Annotated in this window: 13 protein-coding genes; 5 read left to right on the top strand and 8 right to left on the bottom strand. The window is 69.2% G+C overall.

The features are described from left to right. The first annotated feature begins 163 nt into the window (after positions 1-163). The gene (locus tag ACT3UF_RS16380; protein WP_441443272.1) at positions 164-403 is read left to right on the top strand and encodes a helix-turn-helix domain-containing protein; all 240 of its coding nucleotides are present in this window, start codon (positions 164-166) and stop codon (positions 401-403) included. A gap of 41 nt (positions 404-444) precedes the next feature. On the opposite strand, the gene ACT3UF_RS16375 is transcribed toward ACT3UF_RS16380, so the two are convergent. Beyond that, complete coding sequence (locus ACT3UF_RS16375; protein WP_441443273.1) at positions 445-990, bottom strand: hypothetical protein; 546 nt, start codon at positions 988-990, stop codon at positions 445-447. A gap of 259 nt (positions 991-1,249) precedes the next feature. On the opposite strand from ACT3UF_RS16375, the gene ACT3UF_RS16370 reads away from it, so the two are divergent. Beyond that, the gene (locus ACT3UF_RS16370) at positions 1,250-2,143 is read left to right on the top strand and encodes a LysM peptidoglycan-binding domain-containing protein (protein ID WP_444502079.1); all 894 of its coding nucleotides are present in this window, start codon (positions 1,250-1,252) and stop codon (positions 2,141-2,143) included. Then, positions 2,140-2,541: an Rv3235 family protein gene (locus tag ACT3UF_RS16365; RefSeq protein ID WP_441443275.1), complete on the top strand. Its 402-nt coding sequence runs from the start codon at positions 2,140-2,142 to the stop codon at positions 2,539-2,541. Before ACT3UF_RS16370 ends, ACT3UF_RS16365 begins: the two co-directional genes overlap by 4 nt. Position 2,542: 1 nt before the next feature. Here the strand turns inward: ACT3UF_RS16365 and secA are convergent, their stop codons facing one another. The 7 genes from secA to mtrA form a co-directional block, all read right to left on the bottom strand. Beyond that, positions 2,543-5,560 carry a preprotein translocase subunit SecA gene (secA, locus tag ACT3UF_RS16360; RefSeq protein ID WP_444502078.1) on the bottom strand — a complete coding sequence of 1,006 codons (3,018 nt, stop codon included), beginning with the start codon at positions 5,558-5,560 and terminating at the stop codon, positions 2,543-2,545. Positions 5,561-5,673: 113 nt separating this feature from the next. After that, the gene (locus ACT3UF_RS16355; protein ID WP_441443277.1) at positions 5,674-6,936 is read right to left on the bottom strand and encodes a winged helix-turn-helix domain-containing protein; all 1,263 of its coding nucleotides are present in this window, start codon (positions 6,934-6,936) and stop codon (positions 5,674-5,676) included. An 85-nt stretch (positions 6,937-7,021) separates the two neighbouring features. After that, positions 7,022-7,681 (bottom strand): ribosome hibernation-promoting factor, HPF/YfiA family, encoded by a 660-nt coding sequence (gene hpf / locus ACT3UF_RS16350; RefSeq protein WP_441443278.1) that lies wholly within the window; start codon positions 7,679-7,681, stop codon positions 7,022-7,024. 165 nt (positions 7,682-7,846) lie between these two features. Further along, positions 7,847-8,641, bottom strand: a complete 795-nt coding sequence (locus ACT3UF_RS16345) for a ComF family protein (RefSeq protein ID WP_444502076.1) — start codon at positions 8,639-8,641, stop codon at positions 7,847-7,849. A 100-nt stretch (positions 8,642-8,741) separates the two neighbouring features. Continuing rightward, positions 8,742-10,445, bottom strand: coding sequence for an LpqB family beta-propeller domain-containing protein (locus ACT3UF_RS16340; RefSeq protein WP_442332195.1), 1,704 nt, complete (start codon positions 10,443-10,445; stop codon positions 8,742-8,744). Then, positions 10,442-12,163 carry an MtrAB system histidine kinase MtrB gene (mtrB, locus tag ACT3UF_RS16335; protein ID WP_444608435.1) on the bottom strand — a complete coding sequence of 574 codons (1,722 nt, stop codon included), beginning with the start codon at positions 12,161-12,163 and terminating at the stop codon, positions 10,442-10,444. The genes ACT3UF_RS16340 and mtrB overlap by 4 nt, the downstream gene beginning before the upstream one ends. 10 nt (positions 12,164-12,173) lie before the next feature. After that, positions 12,174-12,869 (bottom strand): MtrAB system response regulator MtrA, encoded by a 696-nt coding sequence (gene mtrA / locus ACT3UF_RS16330; RefSeq protein ID WP_441443282.1) that lies wholly within the window; start codon positions 12,867-12,869, stop codon positions 12,174-12,176. Between the two features lie 190 nt (positions 12,870-13,059). On the opposite strand from mtrA, the gene ACT3UF_RS16325 reads away from it, so the two are divergent. Together ACT3UF_RS16325 and ACT3UF_RS16320 are read left to right on the top strand one after the other, a co-directional pair. After that, positions 13,060-14,208, top strand: coding sequence for a glycerophosphoryl diester phosphodiesterase membrane domain-containing protein (locus ACT3UF_RS16325; RefSeq protein ID WP_441443283.1), 1,149 nt, complete (start codon positions 13,060-13,062; stop codon positions 14,206-14,208). Next, positions 14,205-14,879: a DUF4129 domain-containing protein gene (locus ACT3UF_RS16320; RefSeq protein ID WP_441443284.1), complete on the top strand. Its 675-nt coding sequence runs from the start codon at positions 14,205-14,207 to the stop codon at positions 14,877-14,879. Before ACT3UF_RS16325 ends, ACT3UF_RS16320 begins: the two co-directional genes overlap by 4 nt. Positions 14,880-15,011: the final 132 nt, after the last annotated feature.

Here is a 15,011-nt window from a genome sequence, read left to right as displayed (position 1 = left end):
ACGACAGCAGGGGCTCCGATGGGGCCGATGCGGGAGCTTTGTGGATATCCGGGCCGCCGAGGCAGATGGATGGCGGCTGTCCACAGCGGGGAGGGCGGTCAGTGCCGAGGATGAGAGAATGGCCGGGCCTCACCTCCAGGTGCTCCGCTCGGAAGGATCGTCGATGTCGCCACGTTTCGTCCCGCTGTCTGATGTCGCGGAGATGCTCTCCATCTCCGCGTCGCAGGCGTACGCTCTGGTGCGCTCCGGGGAACTGCGGGCGATCAAGGTCGGCGGGCGGGGTCAGTGGCGGGTCGAGGTCACGGAGATCGAGTCATACATCCAGCGCAGCTACGAGGCGACCGCGAGCATCCTCGAGGAGGAGCGCCAGCGGGAGCAGCTGAAGGCTGGCGGGAAGAGCTGACCGCACAGCTCCTTGCAGGTCGGTCCTGCGACGCACGGAGTTCAGCGCGGCAGCACGGCCTGCAGCGCGGCGATCGCCACGGTGAGCCGTTCTGATCCGGGGACCAGCACCGATTCCCCGGTAGGCAGCGCATGGAGATCCAGCGTGTCAGCACCCACCGCCGCGATCCGACCGATCACTCCGCCGGCAGTGGTCTCCAGCCGCACGATGCTGCGATCCCTTGCGATCTCTCGCAGGACGGAGCCCAGACCGAGCGGCGATCGTAGCGACTCCTCGGGCAGCCGCGCCCTTGTGGGCAGCCCGTGCACGAGCGCGATCGCTCCGAGCGGGACCAGGATGCGCTGACCGCCCGCGCTGTCACGCAGTGCAACCCAGTCCGACCCCACCCCTTCGACGGTGCCATCGAGACGCAGCCCGGTACCGACGTGGAGCGTCAGCCGCTGCGTCCCCGCTCCCCGCAGCCGGTCGGCCAGTGTGAGCTGGGCACGCTCAGCCCGGGCCAGGTCCTCTGAGACTGCACGCATCTCCTGCTGCTCATGGTGGGCGAACCGTCCCTCGAGGTCTTCGAAGATCCGCTCGAATCGCATGGCGCCACTCTAGGCCCTGCCCGGTTCCGCACCCTGGCCCGAAGCTTCTCTGCGCCGACCCTGGGTCTCTCAGCGGCCGCCGGGGATCGTTCCTCCCCAGCTGCCGATCTTCCACATCTCACGGCGACGCCATTGCGTCCTGCATCACAACACGATAAATTGCTCCCAAGAAGCACTAGATGCATCAAACTGCACCAAACGACACCAACGGGACGGCGTCGCTCCCTGCAGCGACGGCCCATCACAGCCAGGGGCTTCCATGAAGGACGACACCACGGCGACGACGCCGGGACACACAGGGACCACGTTCCTGTGCATGCTGCTCGCGGCGAGCGGTACCGCCGGTATGACAGCCGCAACCGACTCGCTGCGCAGAACAGCAGAGACCTCCCACGCGGACCAGGCACTGATCGGCTGGGTGCTGGTCGTGCTCGCCGCACTGGGCGCTCTGCTCTGCCTCTATCTCACGGTCGTCTGGGGGCTCGCCACTGCCGTGCTCCTGGCTGGGCCCGCTACCCGCATCGGCACCGCCTCACTGGCTGCGCTGCGACTGCTCGCACCACGGCTCGCCCAGCGAGTGGCCACCGGGGCCGCAGTCGCGACGACGGCGACCGCCCTCGTGCTCGCCCCTGCGACGGCGAGCGAAGGACATCCCGCCTCCTCGGCTCTGAGCGAGCGGGCTCCCGCCCAGACCGCCCAGCTGCTGCCCACAGACGGCCCGCTTGCGGCTCCCTCACCGGAGCCCGCGGCATCAGGCTCTGCTGCCGGAAGTGACGCCGCCGAGAGCAGAGCGCTGCTGCCCCCGCTGGACTGGGCCGAGGAGCCCTCCGCCACCCAGCCGGCTCCCGACGGGTCAGCCTCGACCGTCTCCCCGGCCTCTGCGGCACCCACAGCGGCACCCGCAGAGGACGAGACGACGGACGAGACGACAATGTCCAGCCCGCACATCGTGATCGTGCGCAGCGGAGACAGCCTGTGGAGCATCACGGACGACCTGCTCTCTCCCAGAGCGACCGCTGCCGCGGAGATCTCCGCCTCATGGCCGCTGCTGCATGAGGCCAACTACGAGGTGATCGGGGCAGACCCGGATCACCTGGTCCCCGGGATGGAACTCACCGTCCCCCACGCACTGACCACCAAGGACATGCCATGAGTGCCACAGATCAGCGCCCCGCCGCCCAGGCCGCCAATGCCGAGACCTACGCCCCTGACGATCCGCGGGCGATAGAGCATCTGGTCGTGCCGGTGGCTCGGCGCGCTGTCGAGATCGTGCGCGACATGCGGCCGGAGAACTCACTGACCCGCCTGGTCACCCCTGAGATCAGCCAGCAGCTCGCGCGGCGCGCCGCACTGACCCGTCGGCTCCGGGCCACCACCGGCTTCGCGCCTGCACGACAGCTGATGGTGACCGGGGTGCGGATCTGCGTGGTCAACGATCACACCGTCGAAGCCAGCTGCGTGCTCAGAGAGCCCGACCGCGCACGATTCATGGCCATGCGCTGGGAGCTGCGGCACACGGGGTGGCGCGTGACGGTGCTGGAGATCGGCTGAGTCAGCGGCGGCGACGCCTCATCCTCCGCTGAGCCCGGTTCTGGCCCTCTCCCTGCGGCGCGCCCTCGGGCTTGTCCTGCACCTTGTCGCTCGCGACGGGGCTCGCCTCGCCGTTCTGGGCCTGGCGCGCCTGCCTGCGGCGCTGCGCCCGAGAAAGAGTCGAGGAGTCTTGGACGCCACTGCCCTCGGCAGAGGTGTATCGCAGCTGGCGCTCTCCCGGGCCATCATCCAGGCCCTTGGCACGCAGCACGACGCGACCTTCCTGCGCCAGCTTCTCCTCAGCGGGTGCGTCGCTCCCGCTGTCGTCGCTGTCAGTCTCGGCGTCGTCGGCCCCCTCCGAGCTCGACGACTCCGCCGGCTCTGCAGCAGCCTCCTCGGACTTCACAGACTTCACGGCCGGGGCGCGCTCGCTGCCGGCACCGGCACTCGCCGCCGCGCCGGTCGCGGCAGCTGCAGCAGCGACCTTCGAGGCACTGCGCAGCAGGTCGCTGACAGCCTTGGGCACCACGGGCTCGACCTTCTCGACCTGGACCTCGAGGTTGTAGACGTAGCCGACCACGTCCTCCTTCACGCCAGCCATCATGTCGTTGAACATGAGGTGGCCCTCGCGCTCGTACTCGATGAGCGGATCACGCTGGGCCATCGCCCGCAGGCCGATGCCCTCCTTGAGGTAGTCCATCTCGTAGAGGTGCTCACGCCAGCGTCGATCCATCACGGACAGCAGCACGCGGCGCTGCAGCTGCCGCAGTCCCTCGGCGCCCAGCTCGTCCTCGCGCTTCTCGTAGGCGACACGGGCATCGGCCAGGATCTCCTCCTTCAGCACCTTCGCCTCGAGGTTCTCCTTCCCGCCCACCTCCTCGATGAGCTCCTCGGCCGTGAGGGAGACCGGATATGCGGGTCGCAGGGCGCCCCACAGCTCCTCCAGATCGACATCCTCCGCAGGCTTGCCGCGGGTGTGGGCGTCGACGGTGCCTCCGATGACCTCTTCGATGAAGCGTTCGACGTGCTCGTCGAGGTCTTCACCCTCGAGGATCCGCGAACGCTCCTCGTAGAACTTCTTGCGCTGCTTGGTCAGCACATCGTCGTACTTCAGGACGTTCTTGCGGATCTCGGCGTTGCGCGACTCGATCGAGTTCTGCGCGCGCTGGATCGCGCCGGAGACCATGCGTCCGGTCAGCGGGATCGATTCGTCGACACCGCCGCGGGCCAGCAGGGACTCTGCCGCTCCGGAGTTGAACAGCCGCATCAGGTCGTCCTGGAGGGAGAGGTAGAAGCGGGACTCCCCCGGGTCTCCCTGTCGGCCGGAGCGGCCGCGCAGCTGATTGTCGATGCGGCGGGACTCGTGCCGTTCGGTGCCCAGCACGTACAGGCCACCGATCTCGACGACCTCGTCGTGCTGCTCGGCGACGGCCGCCTTGGCCCGCTCGAGCTCCTCGTCCCAGGCCTTCTCGTACGCGTCCCGGTCCTCCTCCGGATCCATGCCGCGCTTCTCGAGCTCGGCGTGGGCCATGAACTCGACGTTGCCACCGAGCATGATGTCGGTGCCGCGACCTGCCATGTTGGTGGCCACGGTGACGGAGCCCTTGGCGCCGGCCATGGCGACGATCGCGGCTTCTCCCGCGTGGTTCTTCGCGTTGAGCACCTCATGCTCGACGCCCTGGGCGGTGAGCAGCTTGGAGAGGTACTCAGACTTCTCGACGCTGGTGGTGCCCACGAGCACTGGCTGGCCCTTGTCGTGGCGCTCGACGATGTCCTCGACGACCGCTTCGAACTTCGCCTTCTCGGTGCGGTAGATGCGATCGGCTTCGTCCGCACGCTGCATCGGACGGTGCGTGGGGATCGGCACCACACCCAGGTTGTAGGTGTTCATGAACTCGGCGGCCTCGGTCTCGGCCGTGCCGGTCATGCCCGCAAGCTTCTCGTAGAGCTTGAAGTAGTTCTGGAGGGTGATCGTGGCGAGAGTCTGATTCTCCGCCTTGATCTTCACGCCCTCTTTCGCCTCGATCGCCTGATGCATGCCCTCGTTGTAGCGGCGACCGGCGAGGATGCGACCGGTGTGCTCATCGACGATCATCACCTCGCCGTTGAGGACCACATAGTCCTTGTCCTTCTTGAACAGCTCCTTGGCCTTGATGGCGTTGTTGAGGAAGCCGATCAGCGGGGTGTTCAGCGATTCGTAGAGGTTGTCGATCCCGAGATGGTCCTCGACCTTGTCGATCCCGGCCTCGAGCACGCCGACGGTGCGCTTCTTCTCGTCGACCTCGTAGTCACGATCCTGGCGCAGCAGCTTGACGACCTTCGCGAATTCGCTGAACCACTTGTTCGCGTCCCCGGAGCCGGGCCCGGAGATGATCAGCGGGGTGCGCGCCTCATCGATCAGGATCGAGTCGACCTCATCGACGATCGCGAAGCTGTGCCCTCGCTGGACCCTGTCCTCGGGCTTGAGGGACATGTTGTCGCGCAGGTAGTCGAAGCCGAACTCGTTGTTCGTGCCGTAGGTGATGTCGGCGTTGTACTGCTCGCGACGCACGGCAGGGGTCATCCCGGATTTGATCACCCCGGTGGTCAGTCCCAGCGCGCGGAACACGCGGCCCATCAGGTCGCTCTGGTAGCCGGCGAGGTAGTCGTTCACGGTGATCACGTGCACGCCCTTGCCGGAGAGCGCGTTGAGGTACGCGGGGAGCGTCGCCACGAGAGTCTTGCCCTCACCGGTCTTCATCTCGGCGATGCGGCCCCGGTGCAGGGCCGCGCCACCCATGATCTGCACGTCGTACGGACGCTGGCCGAGCGTGCGGTGAGCCGCTTCGCGCACCGCGGCGAACGCCTCGACCATCACATCGTCTAGGGTCTCGCCGTCCTCGAGCCGTTCCTTGAAGTGGTCGGTCTCGGCACGGAGCTCGTCATCGCTGAGCTCGCTGAAGACGTCCCCCGCCTCTCCCACTCGCTGGGCGATGGCTTCGAGCCTGCGCACTTCCCGGCCTTCGCCGGCGCGCAGGATCTTGTCGAAGAGGTTGACCACTCGTGCTCCCGTAGATCTCGTGTACACCCCGTGGGGCGGCTGATGCCTGCCCCATCGTATGCGTCACCGCCCAGGAAGGTGACCACCTGCGCGCATCATCACCCGAAGCCGGTTCACCCGTGGACGGCCGCCGCGAGCTCGGGCGAGAGCTCCCCGGTCCCGGGCCCGGTGAGGACCTCGATCGTCTCAAGGCCCTGCCAGCGGGCGGCGCGCCGGAGCTCCTCGGCGAGCGCCGCGACGATCAGGTGGTCCTCCGGCCGCTGCCCGGTGGGCAGGTTGGGCAGCGGTTCACGGTAGGTGCCCCGCACCTCGAGCACGTCCCGGGCGCGATCCGCCCGCAGATCCACGCGCGCCGGGATGACGTCATCGAGCAGGAAGAGCAGCGAGTAGTAGCCGGTGGTGCGCCGTGCGGCAGGGGTGTAGATCCCGATGCGGTACTCCACATCGAAGAGATGCGCGAGTCGTGGGCGATGGAACACGATCGGGTCGAACGGGCTGACCAGTGCGGCGACGCGCAACGGGGCGGGGGCCGGGGCATCCCGGTGCAGCAGCATCCTCCGGCTGCCGGCGGGGTGGGAGACCTCGACCTCCTGCAGCTCGCCCTGGACGATCAGACGCTCGACGGCGGGAATGACTTCCCGCGTGCGAAGGCGGAAGTAGTCCGCCAGCGAGCCGACCTCGGCGATGCCCAGCGAGCAGGCCGCTCTCGAGGTGAGCTCTTCGATCGATGCTGTGTCCTCCCCTAGCTCCTCCTGAGGCGGTGGGGAGTCCTCCCCTGCGAGGGAGTACAGCCGCTCGAACTGCGACGAGCGGCCCACGCAGTCGAGGTCTCCGGTGCGGAACAGATACTCCACCGCCCATTGGGTGGCGGTGCGGCGCCACCCCCAGCCCTCTCCGCGCTCGGTGTCGCCCAGGTGCTTCGAGACGGTGGCCGCGCTGGCGGGCCCGATCTCCTCCAGCACCTCCCGGATCTGCGGGAACAGATGGGGTGAGGTCACAGCGATGTCCCGCAGCACTCCCCAGTCCTTCTCGGAGGTGGCCCGGCGACGGAAGGCCAGCAGGCGGTGAATCTCGGGAGAGGTGTAGGTGGCCTCATGCGCCAGGCTCTCCCGCAGAGTGCGTCGCGGCCCGGGACGGACGGAGTCCTCGAGCACGGAGGGGTCCCAGGGCCCGCTGCGGGTGAAGACGGGGAGGTGATGGGCGCGCGCGAACACGCTCACCGAATCGATCTGGAGCAGGTGGGTCCGCTCGAGGGTGCGTGCGAGCGCACGTCGGCTGGTCGCCATGGCCGGCATATCGTTGCGGCGGGCTCGCCCCATGCCTTGTGCCCGCAGGGCGATCCGGCGTGCACGGGTCCACGTGAGGGTCGAGCTCATCAGCGGGGTGCTCCTGCATGGTCGGCACGACAAGGGGCGGGAGGAAGCTGTGCAGCTCCTCCCGCCCGGCCGTCGTGAAGAGAGGTCAGGCTGTCAGCTCTGCGTCGAGCTCGATGACACCGTAGTTCCAGCCCTTGCGGCGGTAGACCACTTTCGGGTGGCCGGTCTCGGCGTCGACGAAGAGGAAGAAGTCATGGCCCACGAGCTCCATCCGATAGAGCGCGTCATCAATGCTCATGGGTGTTGCGGAGTGCTTCTTCTCGCGGATGACCACCGGTGAACCGGCCTCGGCGAGGTCGTGCTCGTCCGTGGCCGTGACCGACTCCGTCTCGTCCTCGCTCGCGGCTGCGTCGTCCAGCAGAGGTGGGGGCATCTCCTGGTCAGCAGGCATGGTGCGGAGGCTCGCTCCGGCGCCCTGATGGGAGCGGTCTCGGCCACGACGGTGGTCCTTACGGCGGTCGCGGGACCGACGGAGGCGTTCGAGGAGCTTGCCGTAGGCGACGTCGAGCGCTCCGTAGAGATCGTCCGCCCGGGCCTCCGAGCGGATCACCGCGCCATTTTCATGGACGGTCAGCTCCACACGATCGCTGAGCTCAGTCTGCCTGGGGTTCTTCTCCTGTGAGATCTCGACGTCCACGCGGAGAGCCGCGGGGGCGAGCTGGGTGACCTTGTCGAGCTTGTCGGCGAGATGGCGACGGAATCGGTCCGGGACGTCCATATGGCGTCCGACGACATTGATCTCCATGAGTGGGTTCTCCTCCTATCCGGGTGCGGCCGCTCTGAGCCCGGCCGCGGTGGCTCTTCGGCTGGGTGTCGCACCTCCTGGTGAAGGGGGTCCCGCCGTCGTGTGGCGGGTATCACCAGCATGCCATGTTTTGCGCAGGGTTTCCTGAATGTTCGTGCCGAAAGTTCATCCTGTTCGCTCGCTGGCCGCGCTCTGCGCAGGGACTCGGGCGGAAGCGACCACCGCCGCCCCCAGCACCCGCATGCCGGCGGAGGTGAGCGCCTGATGCATCCCGCGCAGGGTGGAGCCGGTGGTGACCACGTCGTCGACGATCACCACCGGAGCACCCTGCCGTCCCGCTTCGCGGGCGGCGCGCCCTCGAAGGAGTATCTGACGGGTGCGGCGCTGTCGTGCGCCCTGTCCCTCCTGGGCGGTGGTGGGCCGCGCGCGCAGCAGCAGAGCGTGCCCGGCACCGCTGCGTTCCATGGCACGCACCAGCTCCGCGGTGTGGTCCTCACCTCGACGAAGCCGTGCGCTGCGCTGCGAGGGCACCGGGACCAGGAAGGGCGGGGCGGGGTCAGCTCCCTCGACGAGCCGGGCGACCGCAGGGGCCAGCGCAGGGGCGATTCGTGCGCCGAGGTGGAGCATGCCTCCGTTCTTCCATGCCAGGATCAACCGCTGCAGGTCCCCGCCGTACTCTCCGAGCGCGAGCACAGGCAGCAACGGTGTGTGGTCGACTCCGGCGGGCAGCAAGAGATCGCCGAGCTCCACGTCTCGCACCCGTGCAGCGCTCAGCTCCTGCAGCGCGTCACAGCACGACTCCACTCGGCATGGCGCCGTCTCCAGCAGCTTCGTGCATCGCTGGCAGAGCCATGTGCCCTCCTGCCCGCAGGGGCAGTGCCGGGGCGCGACCAGTGCGCAGGTCTGGGCTGCCACCCCGCGCAGCATCCCCCACAGGGTCGGGTGGCCGGTATCCGTCATACCTCCATTTCACGCCAGCTCGGCCGGGCGATCCATCCCTGGGCCCCGTTGGTGGATGAAACTGCTCTGTGGAGGAACGATGGCCCGCGAGGCGGGCTGCTCAGTAGAACGACGGATCCCGGCCCTCGATGTCGACCGTGGCCCACCCTTCTCCGCTGCTGCGCAGCAGAACGCCCTCCGTGGTGCCGGCCCACACCGTCTCCGCCACCACCGAGCCGGCGATCCGATCGGTGCCGGGAGCGAGCGGGGGCAATGCCTCCCTGCCGCTGGCGAAGTCGACGATCTGCGCCCGCCGCTCCCCCGACGCGGGGTCGGTCCCCAGCACCAGCACCGCGATCTCGTCATACCAGCCGGCCTCGGTGATGTCCTGGAGATAGGTGCGCACGGCAACGGGCTCGGTGAGCGAGGTCGGGCTCCCCTCCCCATCCCGCACCACCGCGCACAGATCCAGCCGGCTGCCCCCGGAATCCGCGGACAGCACCAGCATCCTGGTGGCGTCGGCTGCGATGTCCAGGGCACGAATCTCGCGGGAGGTCAGCCAGGGGGCATCGACCTTCGCATCGAGCTCCGCCCCCTGGCCGGACAGCGCCAGCAGAGCGCCCGCGCTCGACCGGGTGGCGGTCCAGACGAATCCCGCGTCATCGAGGCACGGTGCGACGAATGCGCCACCGGTCGCGGCCTCCCGCACCGGGACGGAACCGTCCGTCGAGGCGAGCAGCACGATGCTCCCCTCCGGGTTGCGGGCTGCTGCGAGCACTCCGTCCTGCGCGATCACCGGGGAGGAGAGCTCAGCATCTTCGAGTGCAGGCACCAGCTGTGCGGCGGGTGCTCCCCCGCCCGGTTCGGCCAGCGAGATGATCCCGGTCGCTCCGGCGGCGATCGGGCGATGTCCGGGCAGCGCGCGCTCGGTCCGCACCTCCTCGTCGAGCACCAGCTCCTCGCCGTCCTGCACCATCCGGACTCCGGACAGGGTGCGCAACGAGCGCAGAGAGGCCTCCAGCTGGGACAGCGCCAGCATCCTCGGGCCGGTGGGAAGGCTGGCGATCGCGGTGGGCACCGCAACCTGCGTGCCGCCGTCGGCGCCGGTGGTGATGACGGCATCGGAGATCCCGGAGGTGCGGGGGATCTCGCTGCTGACAGCCCCTTGGAGGAAGATGGCGGGACCGGCGACGAGCGCTTCGAGCACGCTGGCGGCGCCCCGGCGCAGCGGGAACCAGCGATGATCGGGGACCAGGTGACGCTCCCGCACATCCAGGAAGTAGAGCCGGGCAGGGCCATAGAGCGTCTCGAACGCCGCCTCCGAGAGGAAGATCCCGTCGGGCACCTCGCTGAGCCGCCATTGGTCATCGACCTGCTCGATCGCCACCTGGACTTCCCGGGGCACCGCTCCGGCCAGCACCGTGCGCACCCCGCTGCCGTCCACCAGGGCGACCACCTGGAGGACCAGTGCGAGCCTGCCGTCATCGAGCGTCTCAACCTGCAGCTCCTGGCTGCCGGAGTACACGGTGATCCCGGCGGCCGGGTTCCACAGTTCGCTGGCCGGGTCGGTGAGATATGCGCGAGCCACCGCGAAGTCGTCCTCGGAACCGACCCCGGCCTGCACGAATCCGGCAGCGACCTCCGAGGCGTCGGCGTCGGGCGGGGGCGGCAGCGCCCTCACATAAGGGGCCCCCGGCTGGGACCGTCCGGTCAATGCGCGGCTGTCGATCGGGGAGTCCGTGGGAATACGGGCACAGGCCGCGCCCACTCCCAACACCGCCGCGGCACCCGCAGCGCGCAGCACATGACGACGTGCCGGTCTCATCGCACACCTCCGCTCTCGTCGGGCTCCGGGAATGAATCGCTCCCTGGATCCTCCAGATCCGGGAGCAGGCCGGGTCCGATCCGGAGCTCCCCGGTCGGGGTCGGGGAGACCGCGGCGTCGGCCCCCCACCGATCCAGCGATCGCTCGAGCCGCAGCGGGGAACGTGTCAACGGGGTTCCCGGGCGCCGCGGGAGAGTGAGCCGGAATACTGCGCCCCTGCCCTCCTGTCCCCAGGCCTGGAGCCAGCCGTCATGCAGTCTCGCGTCCTCGGCGGAGATCGACAGCCCCAGGCCGGTCCCCCCGAGGGTCCGCGCCCGGGAGGGATCGGCACGCCAGAAACGGTCGAACACGTGCGCCGCATCCTCAGGGGAGATGCCATGGCCCTGGTCCTGGACCACCACCGCCACCGCGTCATCGTCCGCGGCGGTCTGGATCAGCACCGGATGCCCCGCACCATGCTCGATCGCATTGGTCAACAGATTGCGCAGCACCCGGTCGATGCGACGTGCGTCGACCACCGCATGCACGTCCCCGCCCGCCAGCCGCACGTCCAGCAGGCAGCCGCGGGCCCCTGCCAGCGGGCGGAGGTCCTCGAGCGCCCGCTCGACGAGCGCGTCGACGTTCTCGCGGTGCGCCTCGAGCTCAGCGGCGCCCGCATCGAAGCGGGAGATCTCCAGCAGGTCCGTGAGCAGCACCTCGAAGCGCTGGACCTGCGCGGAGAGCAGCTCAGTGGTCCGCTGCAGCTCACCGGGCAGATCGGAGCGTCGAGCATCGAGCACCGAGGAGGCCATGCGGATCGTGGTCAGCGGCGTACGAAGCTCATGGGAGACGTCGGAGACGAACCGCTGCTGGACGTACGAGAGCTCGGTGAGATCGTCGACCTTCTGCTCGAGGCTGCGGGCCATATCGTTGAAGGACTCCCCCACCCGGGCCAGCTCGTCACCACCGGAGACCTCGACGCGGCTGGTCAGATCCCCTGCGGCCATCCGCTCCGCCGCGTATGCGGCGCGTTTCAGAGGAGTGGTCACCATCCGCGCCACGACGATCGCGATGCCGACGATGAGAGCCATCAGCACCCCGCCGCCACCCAGGATCACCCGCTGCACGAAGGCGAGCGTGTCCTGTTCCTCCTGCATGGAGTAGACGAGATAGAGATCGTTGGAGCGGGAGCCGGGGACGATCACCCGGGTCCCCACCAGCAGTGCCGGGGCTGTGTCCCCCCAGCTGTCCTCGCGTCCGATCGAGCGCCAGGAGATCGTCTCCGGCTGCTCCGCGACCGCTGCGGCGAATTCGTCGTCGACCTCGTCGAAGAGGGTCCGTTCGGTTGAGGCGACGGGGAAGACCGTGCCTGTCGTCTCCACCGGCACCAGCGCGACCTCGCGGCGGTCACCACCTCCCTGCCCGCCCGAAGTCTGGACGAAGGCGCTCACAGCGTCCTGCTGCTGGGTGCTGGTGGCTCCTGAGACCTGCGTGAGGCTCTCGGTGAGATCACCCCTGACCTCGAGCGTCTCTTCGAGCACCCGGTCCCGGCGCTGCTCGTAGAGCCCGTCGGCGATCACCGAGGAGAGATAGGCGCCGACCACGAGCAACGCCACGACGGACAGCAGGGTGGTCACCAGCACGACCCGGAGGGCGAGCGGCCAGCTGCGCGGATCGACGTCGATCATCGACCGTCTCACCGGAGACGGGCCGCTGCCCTCGAGAGTGCTCACGACCATGCCGGTGCTCTCAGGATCCGCCCCCGGCGCGATATCCGACCCCGCGCACGGTCACCACGATCGCGGGGTTCTCCGGATCGTGCTCGATCTTCGAGCGCAGCCGCTGCACATGGACGTTGACCAGACGGGTGTCCGCGCTGTGGCGGTATCCCCAGACGTCGCGCAGCAGCACGTCACGGGTGAACACCTGCCACGGCTTGCGGGCGAGCTGGGTGAGCAGGTCGAACTCGAGCGGAGTCAGCGAGATCAGCTCGTCACCGCGGCGCACCTCATGACCGTCCACGTCGATGGTGAGATCACCGATCGCAAGCTGCTCGGTGGTGGGGGCCTCGACCCGCCGCACCCGGGCCTTGATCCGGGCGACCAGCTCCTCGGGTTCGAAGGGCTTGGTGAGATAGTCATCGGCCCCCGCCTCGAGGCCCTCGACCACATCTGCGGTGTCGGTGCGGGCGGTGAGCATGATGATCGGCACCCCGGATTCCCGGCGCAGCCGGCGGCACACCTCGATCCCGTCCATTCCGGGCAGCATGAGGTCGAGCAGGACCAGGTCAGGTCGCAGGCGTGGGAAGGTCTCCAGCGCGGAGGCTCCATCTGGTGAGGTCGCAACCTCGTAGCCCTTGCCGCGCAAGACGATGCCGACCATTTCGGCGATCGCTTGATCGTCATCGACCACGAGGATCCGTGAAGGCGTCGTCATGGGGATCATTGTGCCACCGCCGAGGGTCAGGAGCTGGGAGGCGGGGGCCAGGGGTGTCCGGAAGACGCGAGGTCTTCGACGTTCGTCGGATCAGCTGCGGTGCCCGCACTCCGTAGTGTCGGTCCTGGAGATCCGCTCCCACCCCGTCCGGACATGGCAACCGGCCGCACAGCACCCGCCAGCAGCAGCAGGAGGACCGATGAGCACGCAGTGGACCGCCCCGGGAGCACAGGGGTCCGGCGAGCCCTCCCCGCCGTCGTCCGCTGACGGCGGGCCGTTCGGGCCGCAGCCCACCGACGGCGCACCGGGCCAGCACTCCGCGCCGCCCCCGGGCGGGCCCCGTCGCGAGCTGGTCCAGGCGATGCCGCTGTTCCCGCTGCGGCCGCTGGGACTGGGCGAGGTGCTCGGAGCGGCGGTACGGATCTATCGGCTGCGCGCTCGCTCGGTGCTCGGCGTCGCCGCAGCCGTCTACGGCGTCGCCTTCGTGATCATGACCTTCGCGACCGGCGCGAGCATGGTCCCCATGATCGGTGACATGCAGGCCGTGTTCGAGGATCCCGAGACCACCACCACCGGGCTGGGATCGCTGCGCGACGTGGTGCTGATGGTCGTCTCGAGCGTGGTGACCATGATCGTCTCGCTCCTCTCCTCGGCGCTGGTGACCGTGGCGCTGACCCGCGTCGCGCTCGGAGAGGCCGTCGGCGATCACGTCTCGACCGCCGATATGTGGGCCACGATGCGCCGCCGCGGGCTGCCCGCCGTCGCGGTGGTCCTGCTGATCGGCCTGCTCAGCACGGTCGCCTTCGTGGTGCTGCTGGGCCTGGGGATGCTCCCGCTGATCCTGCTCCAGGAGGCGACGGCAGTGACCATCACGCTGCTGGTGATCGGCCTCGTCGCCGCGGTGCTGGCCTCGCTCTGGGTCTGGGCCCGCACGGTGCTCGCCATCCCCGCGCTCGTACTGGAGGAGGCCGGGGTGCTCGGCTCGCTCCGGCGCAGCTTCGCGATGACCCGCGGCCGTCGGCTCTGGCGAGTGCTGGGCACCACGCTCCTGCTGTACCTGCTCTACATGATCGCGGTGCAGGTCATCGTGGGCGTGTTCAGCACCATCGCCATGCTCGCCTACGTCGCCATCCTGCTGATCAGCTCGTTCGAGGCGATGCTGCTGGGCATGACCGTGCTGACGATCCTCTCGATGGTGGGCAGCTATGCGGCGACGTTCCTGCTGGCCCCGTTCCTCTCCGCCGGCTACGTGGCCGTCTATGCGGACAACCGGATGCGTCATGAGGCCTGGGACGTCGAGCTGACGCGCCGCGCCCGTGCGCACTGGGACGGGACAGGGATCCGGTGAACCCCGCCGCTCCCCCGCCCCTGGATCCCGACGAGGCACGCACCCGCGTCCTGGAAGAGCTCTCGAAGCCGGAGTACGACGACTCCCCCGGGTTCGTGGCCTGGGTGCTCAGCGCCCTCGAGAACTGGCTGATGAAGGTTCTCGACGGCATCGACGGCTCCTCGGCCACACAGGCGGGGATCGCCGTGCTGATCGTGGTGGCGCTGGTCGTGCTGGTGGTCCTCGTGCTGCGCCGCACCGGGCTGATCCGCCGCAGCCATGCCCTCTCCGTCGCGGCCGAGCTCGATGCGGAACCGGTGCTCAGCGGCGCCGAGCTGCGCGACGCGGCCAGGGCGGCGATCGGTGCGGGTCGCATCGACGACGGCACCGTGCTCGCGCTGCGCGGGCTGGTGCGCGATCTCGAGGAGCGCACCCTGCTGGATGTGTCCGCCGGGATGACCGCGCACGAAGCTGCCGCCCACGCCGCCGCCCCGTTCCCTGAGCTGCGGGGGCGCCTGCAGCGCGGCGCAGATGCCTTCGACACCGCCGCCTATTCCCACCGCACCGTCGCCGTCAAGCAGGCGGATGATCTGCTGCGCCTGGCCGAGTACATCGCCGAGTCCGTGCCGGATCTGTCCGCCGTCGGCGACGAGGAGCCGGTCCGTGCACCGGTGACGGGAACGAGCACATGAGCCTCGGTCCCGCCCCCGCCCCGTCGGCACCTGCTGGCCCGTCGGCACCCGCCGACCCGTCGGCGCCCTCGGGAGCATCGCAACCGTCGAGAGCAACAGACCGGACAGGAGGCTCAGACCGTGCGGAGGGCC

The sequence above is a fragment of the Brachybacterium sp. AOP24-D1-21 genome (genome assembly GCF_052378665.1).
Classification (GTDB): domain Bacteria; phylum Actinomycetota; class Actinomycetes; order Actinomycetales; family Dermabacteraceae; genus Brachybacterium.
Note: the sequence above shows the minus strand (reverse complement) of the source record. Positions and strands in the feature narration are given on the sequence as shown.

Bases quoted from the DNA above. Each gene is read 5' to 3' on its own strand.
- ACT3UF_RS16380 (WP_441443272.1), top strand. From the start codon at position 164: ATGTCGCCACGTTTCGTCCCGCTGTCTGATGTCGCGGAGATGCTCTCC.
- ACT3UF_RS16375 (WP_441443273.1), bottom strand. From the start codon at position 990: ATGCGATTCGAGCGGATCTTCGAAGACCTCGAGGGACGGTTCGCCCAC.
- ACT3UF_RS16370 (WP_444502079.1), top strand. From the start codon at position 1,250: ATGAAGGACGACACCACGGCGACGACGCCGGGACACACAGGGACCACG.
- ACT3UF_RS16365 (WP_441443275.1), top strand. From the start codon at position 2,140: ATGAGTGCCACAGATCAGCGCCCCGCCGCCCAGGCCGCCAATGCCGAG.
- ACT3UF_RS16355 (WP_441443277.1), bottom strand. From the start codon at position 6,936: ATGAGCTCGACCCTCACGTGGACCCGTGCACGCCGGATCGCCCTGCGG.
- hpf (WP_441443278.1), bottom strand. From the start codon at position 7,681: ATGGAGATCAATGTCGTCGGACGCCATATGGACGTCCCGGACCGATTC.
- ACT3UF_RS16345 (WP_444502076.1), bottom strand. From the start codon at position 8,641: ATGACGGATACCGGCCACCCGACCCTGTGGGGGATGCTGCGCGGGGTG.
- ACT3UF_RS16340 (WP_442332195.1), bottom strand. From the start codon at position 10,445: ATGAGACCGGCACGTCGTCATGTGCTGCGCGCTGCGGGTGCCGCGGCG.
- mtrB (WP_444608435.1), bottom strand. From the start codon at position 12,163: ATGGTCGTGAGCACTCTCGAGGGCAGCGGCCCGTCTCCGGTGAGACGG.
- mtrA (WP_441443282.1), bottom strand. From the start codon at position 12,869: ATGATCCCCATGACGACGCCTTCACGGATCCTCGTGGTCGATGACGAT.
- ACT3UF_RS16325 (WP_441443283.1), top strand. From the start codon at position 13,060: ATGAGCACGCAGTGGACCGCCCCGGGAGCACAGGGGTCCGGCGAGCCC.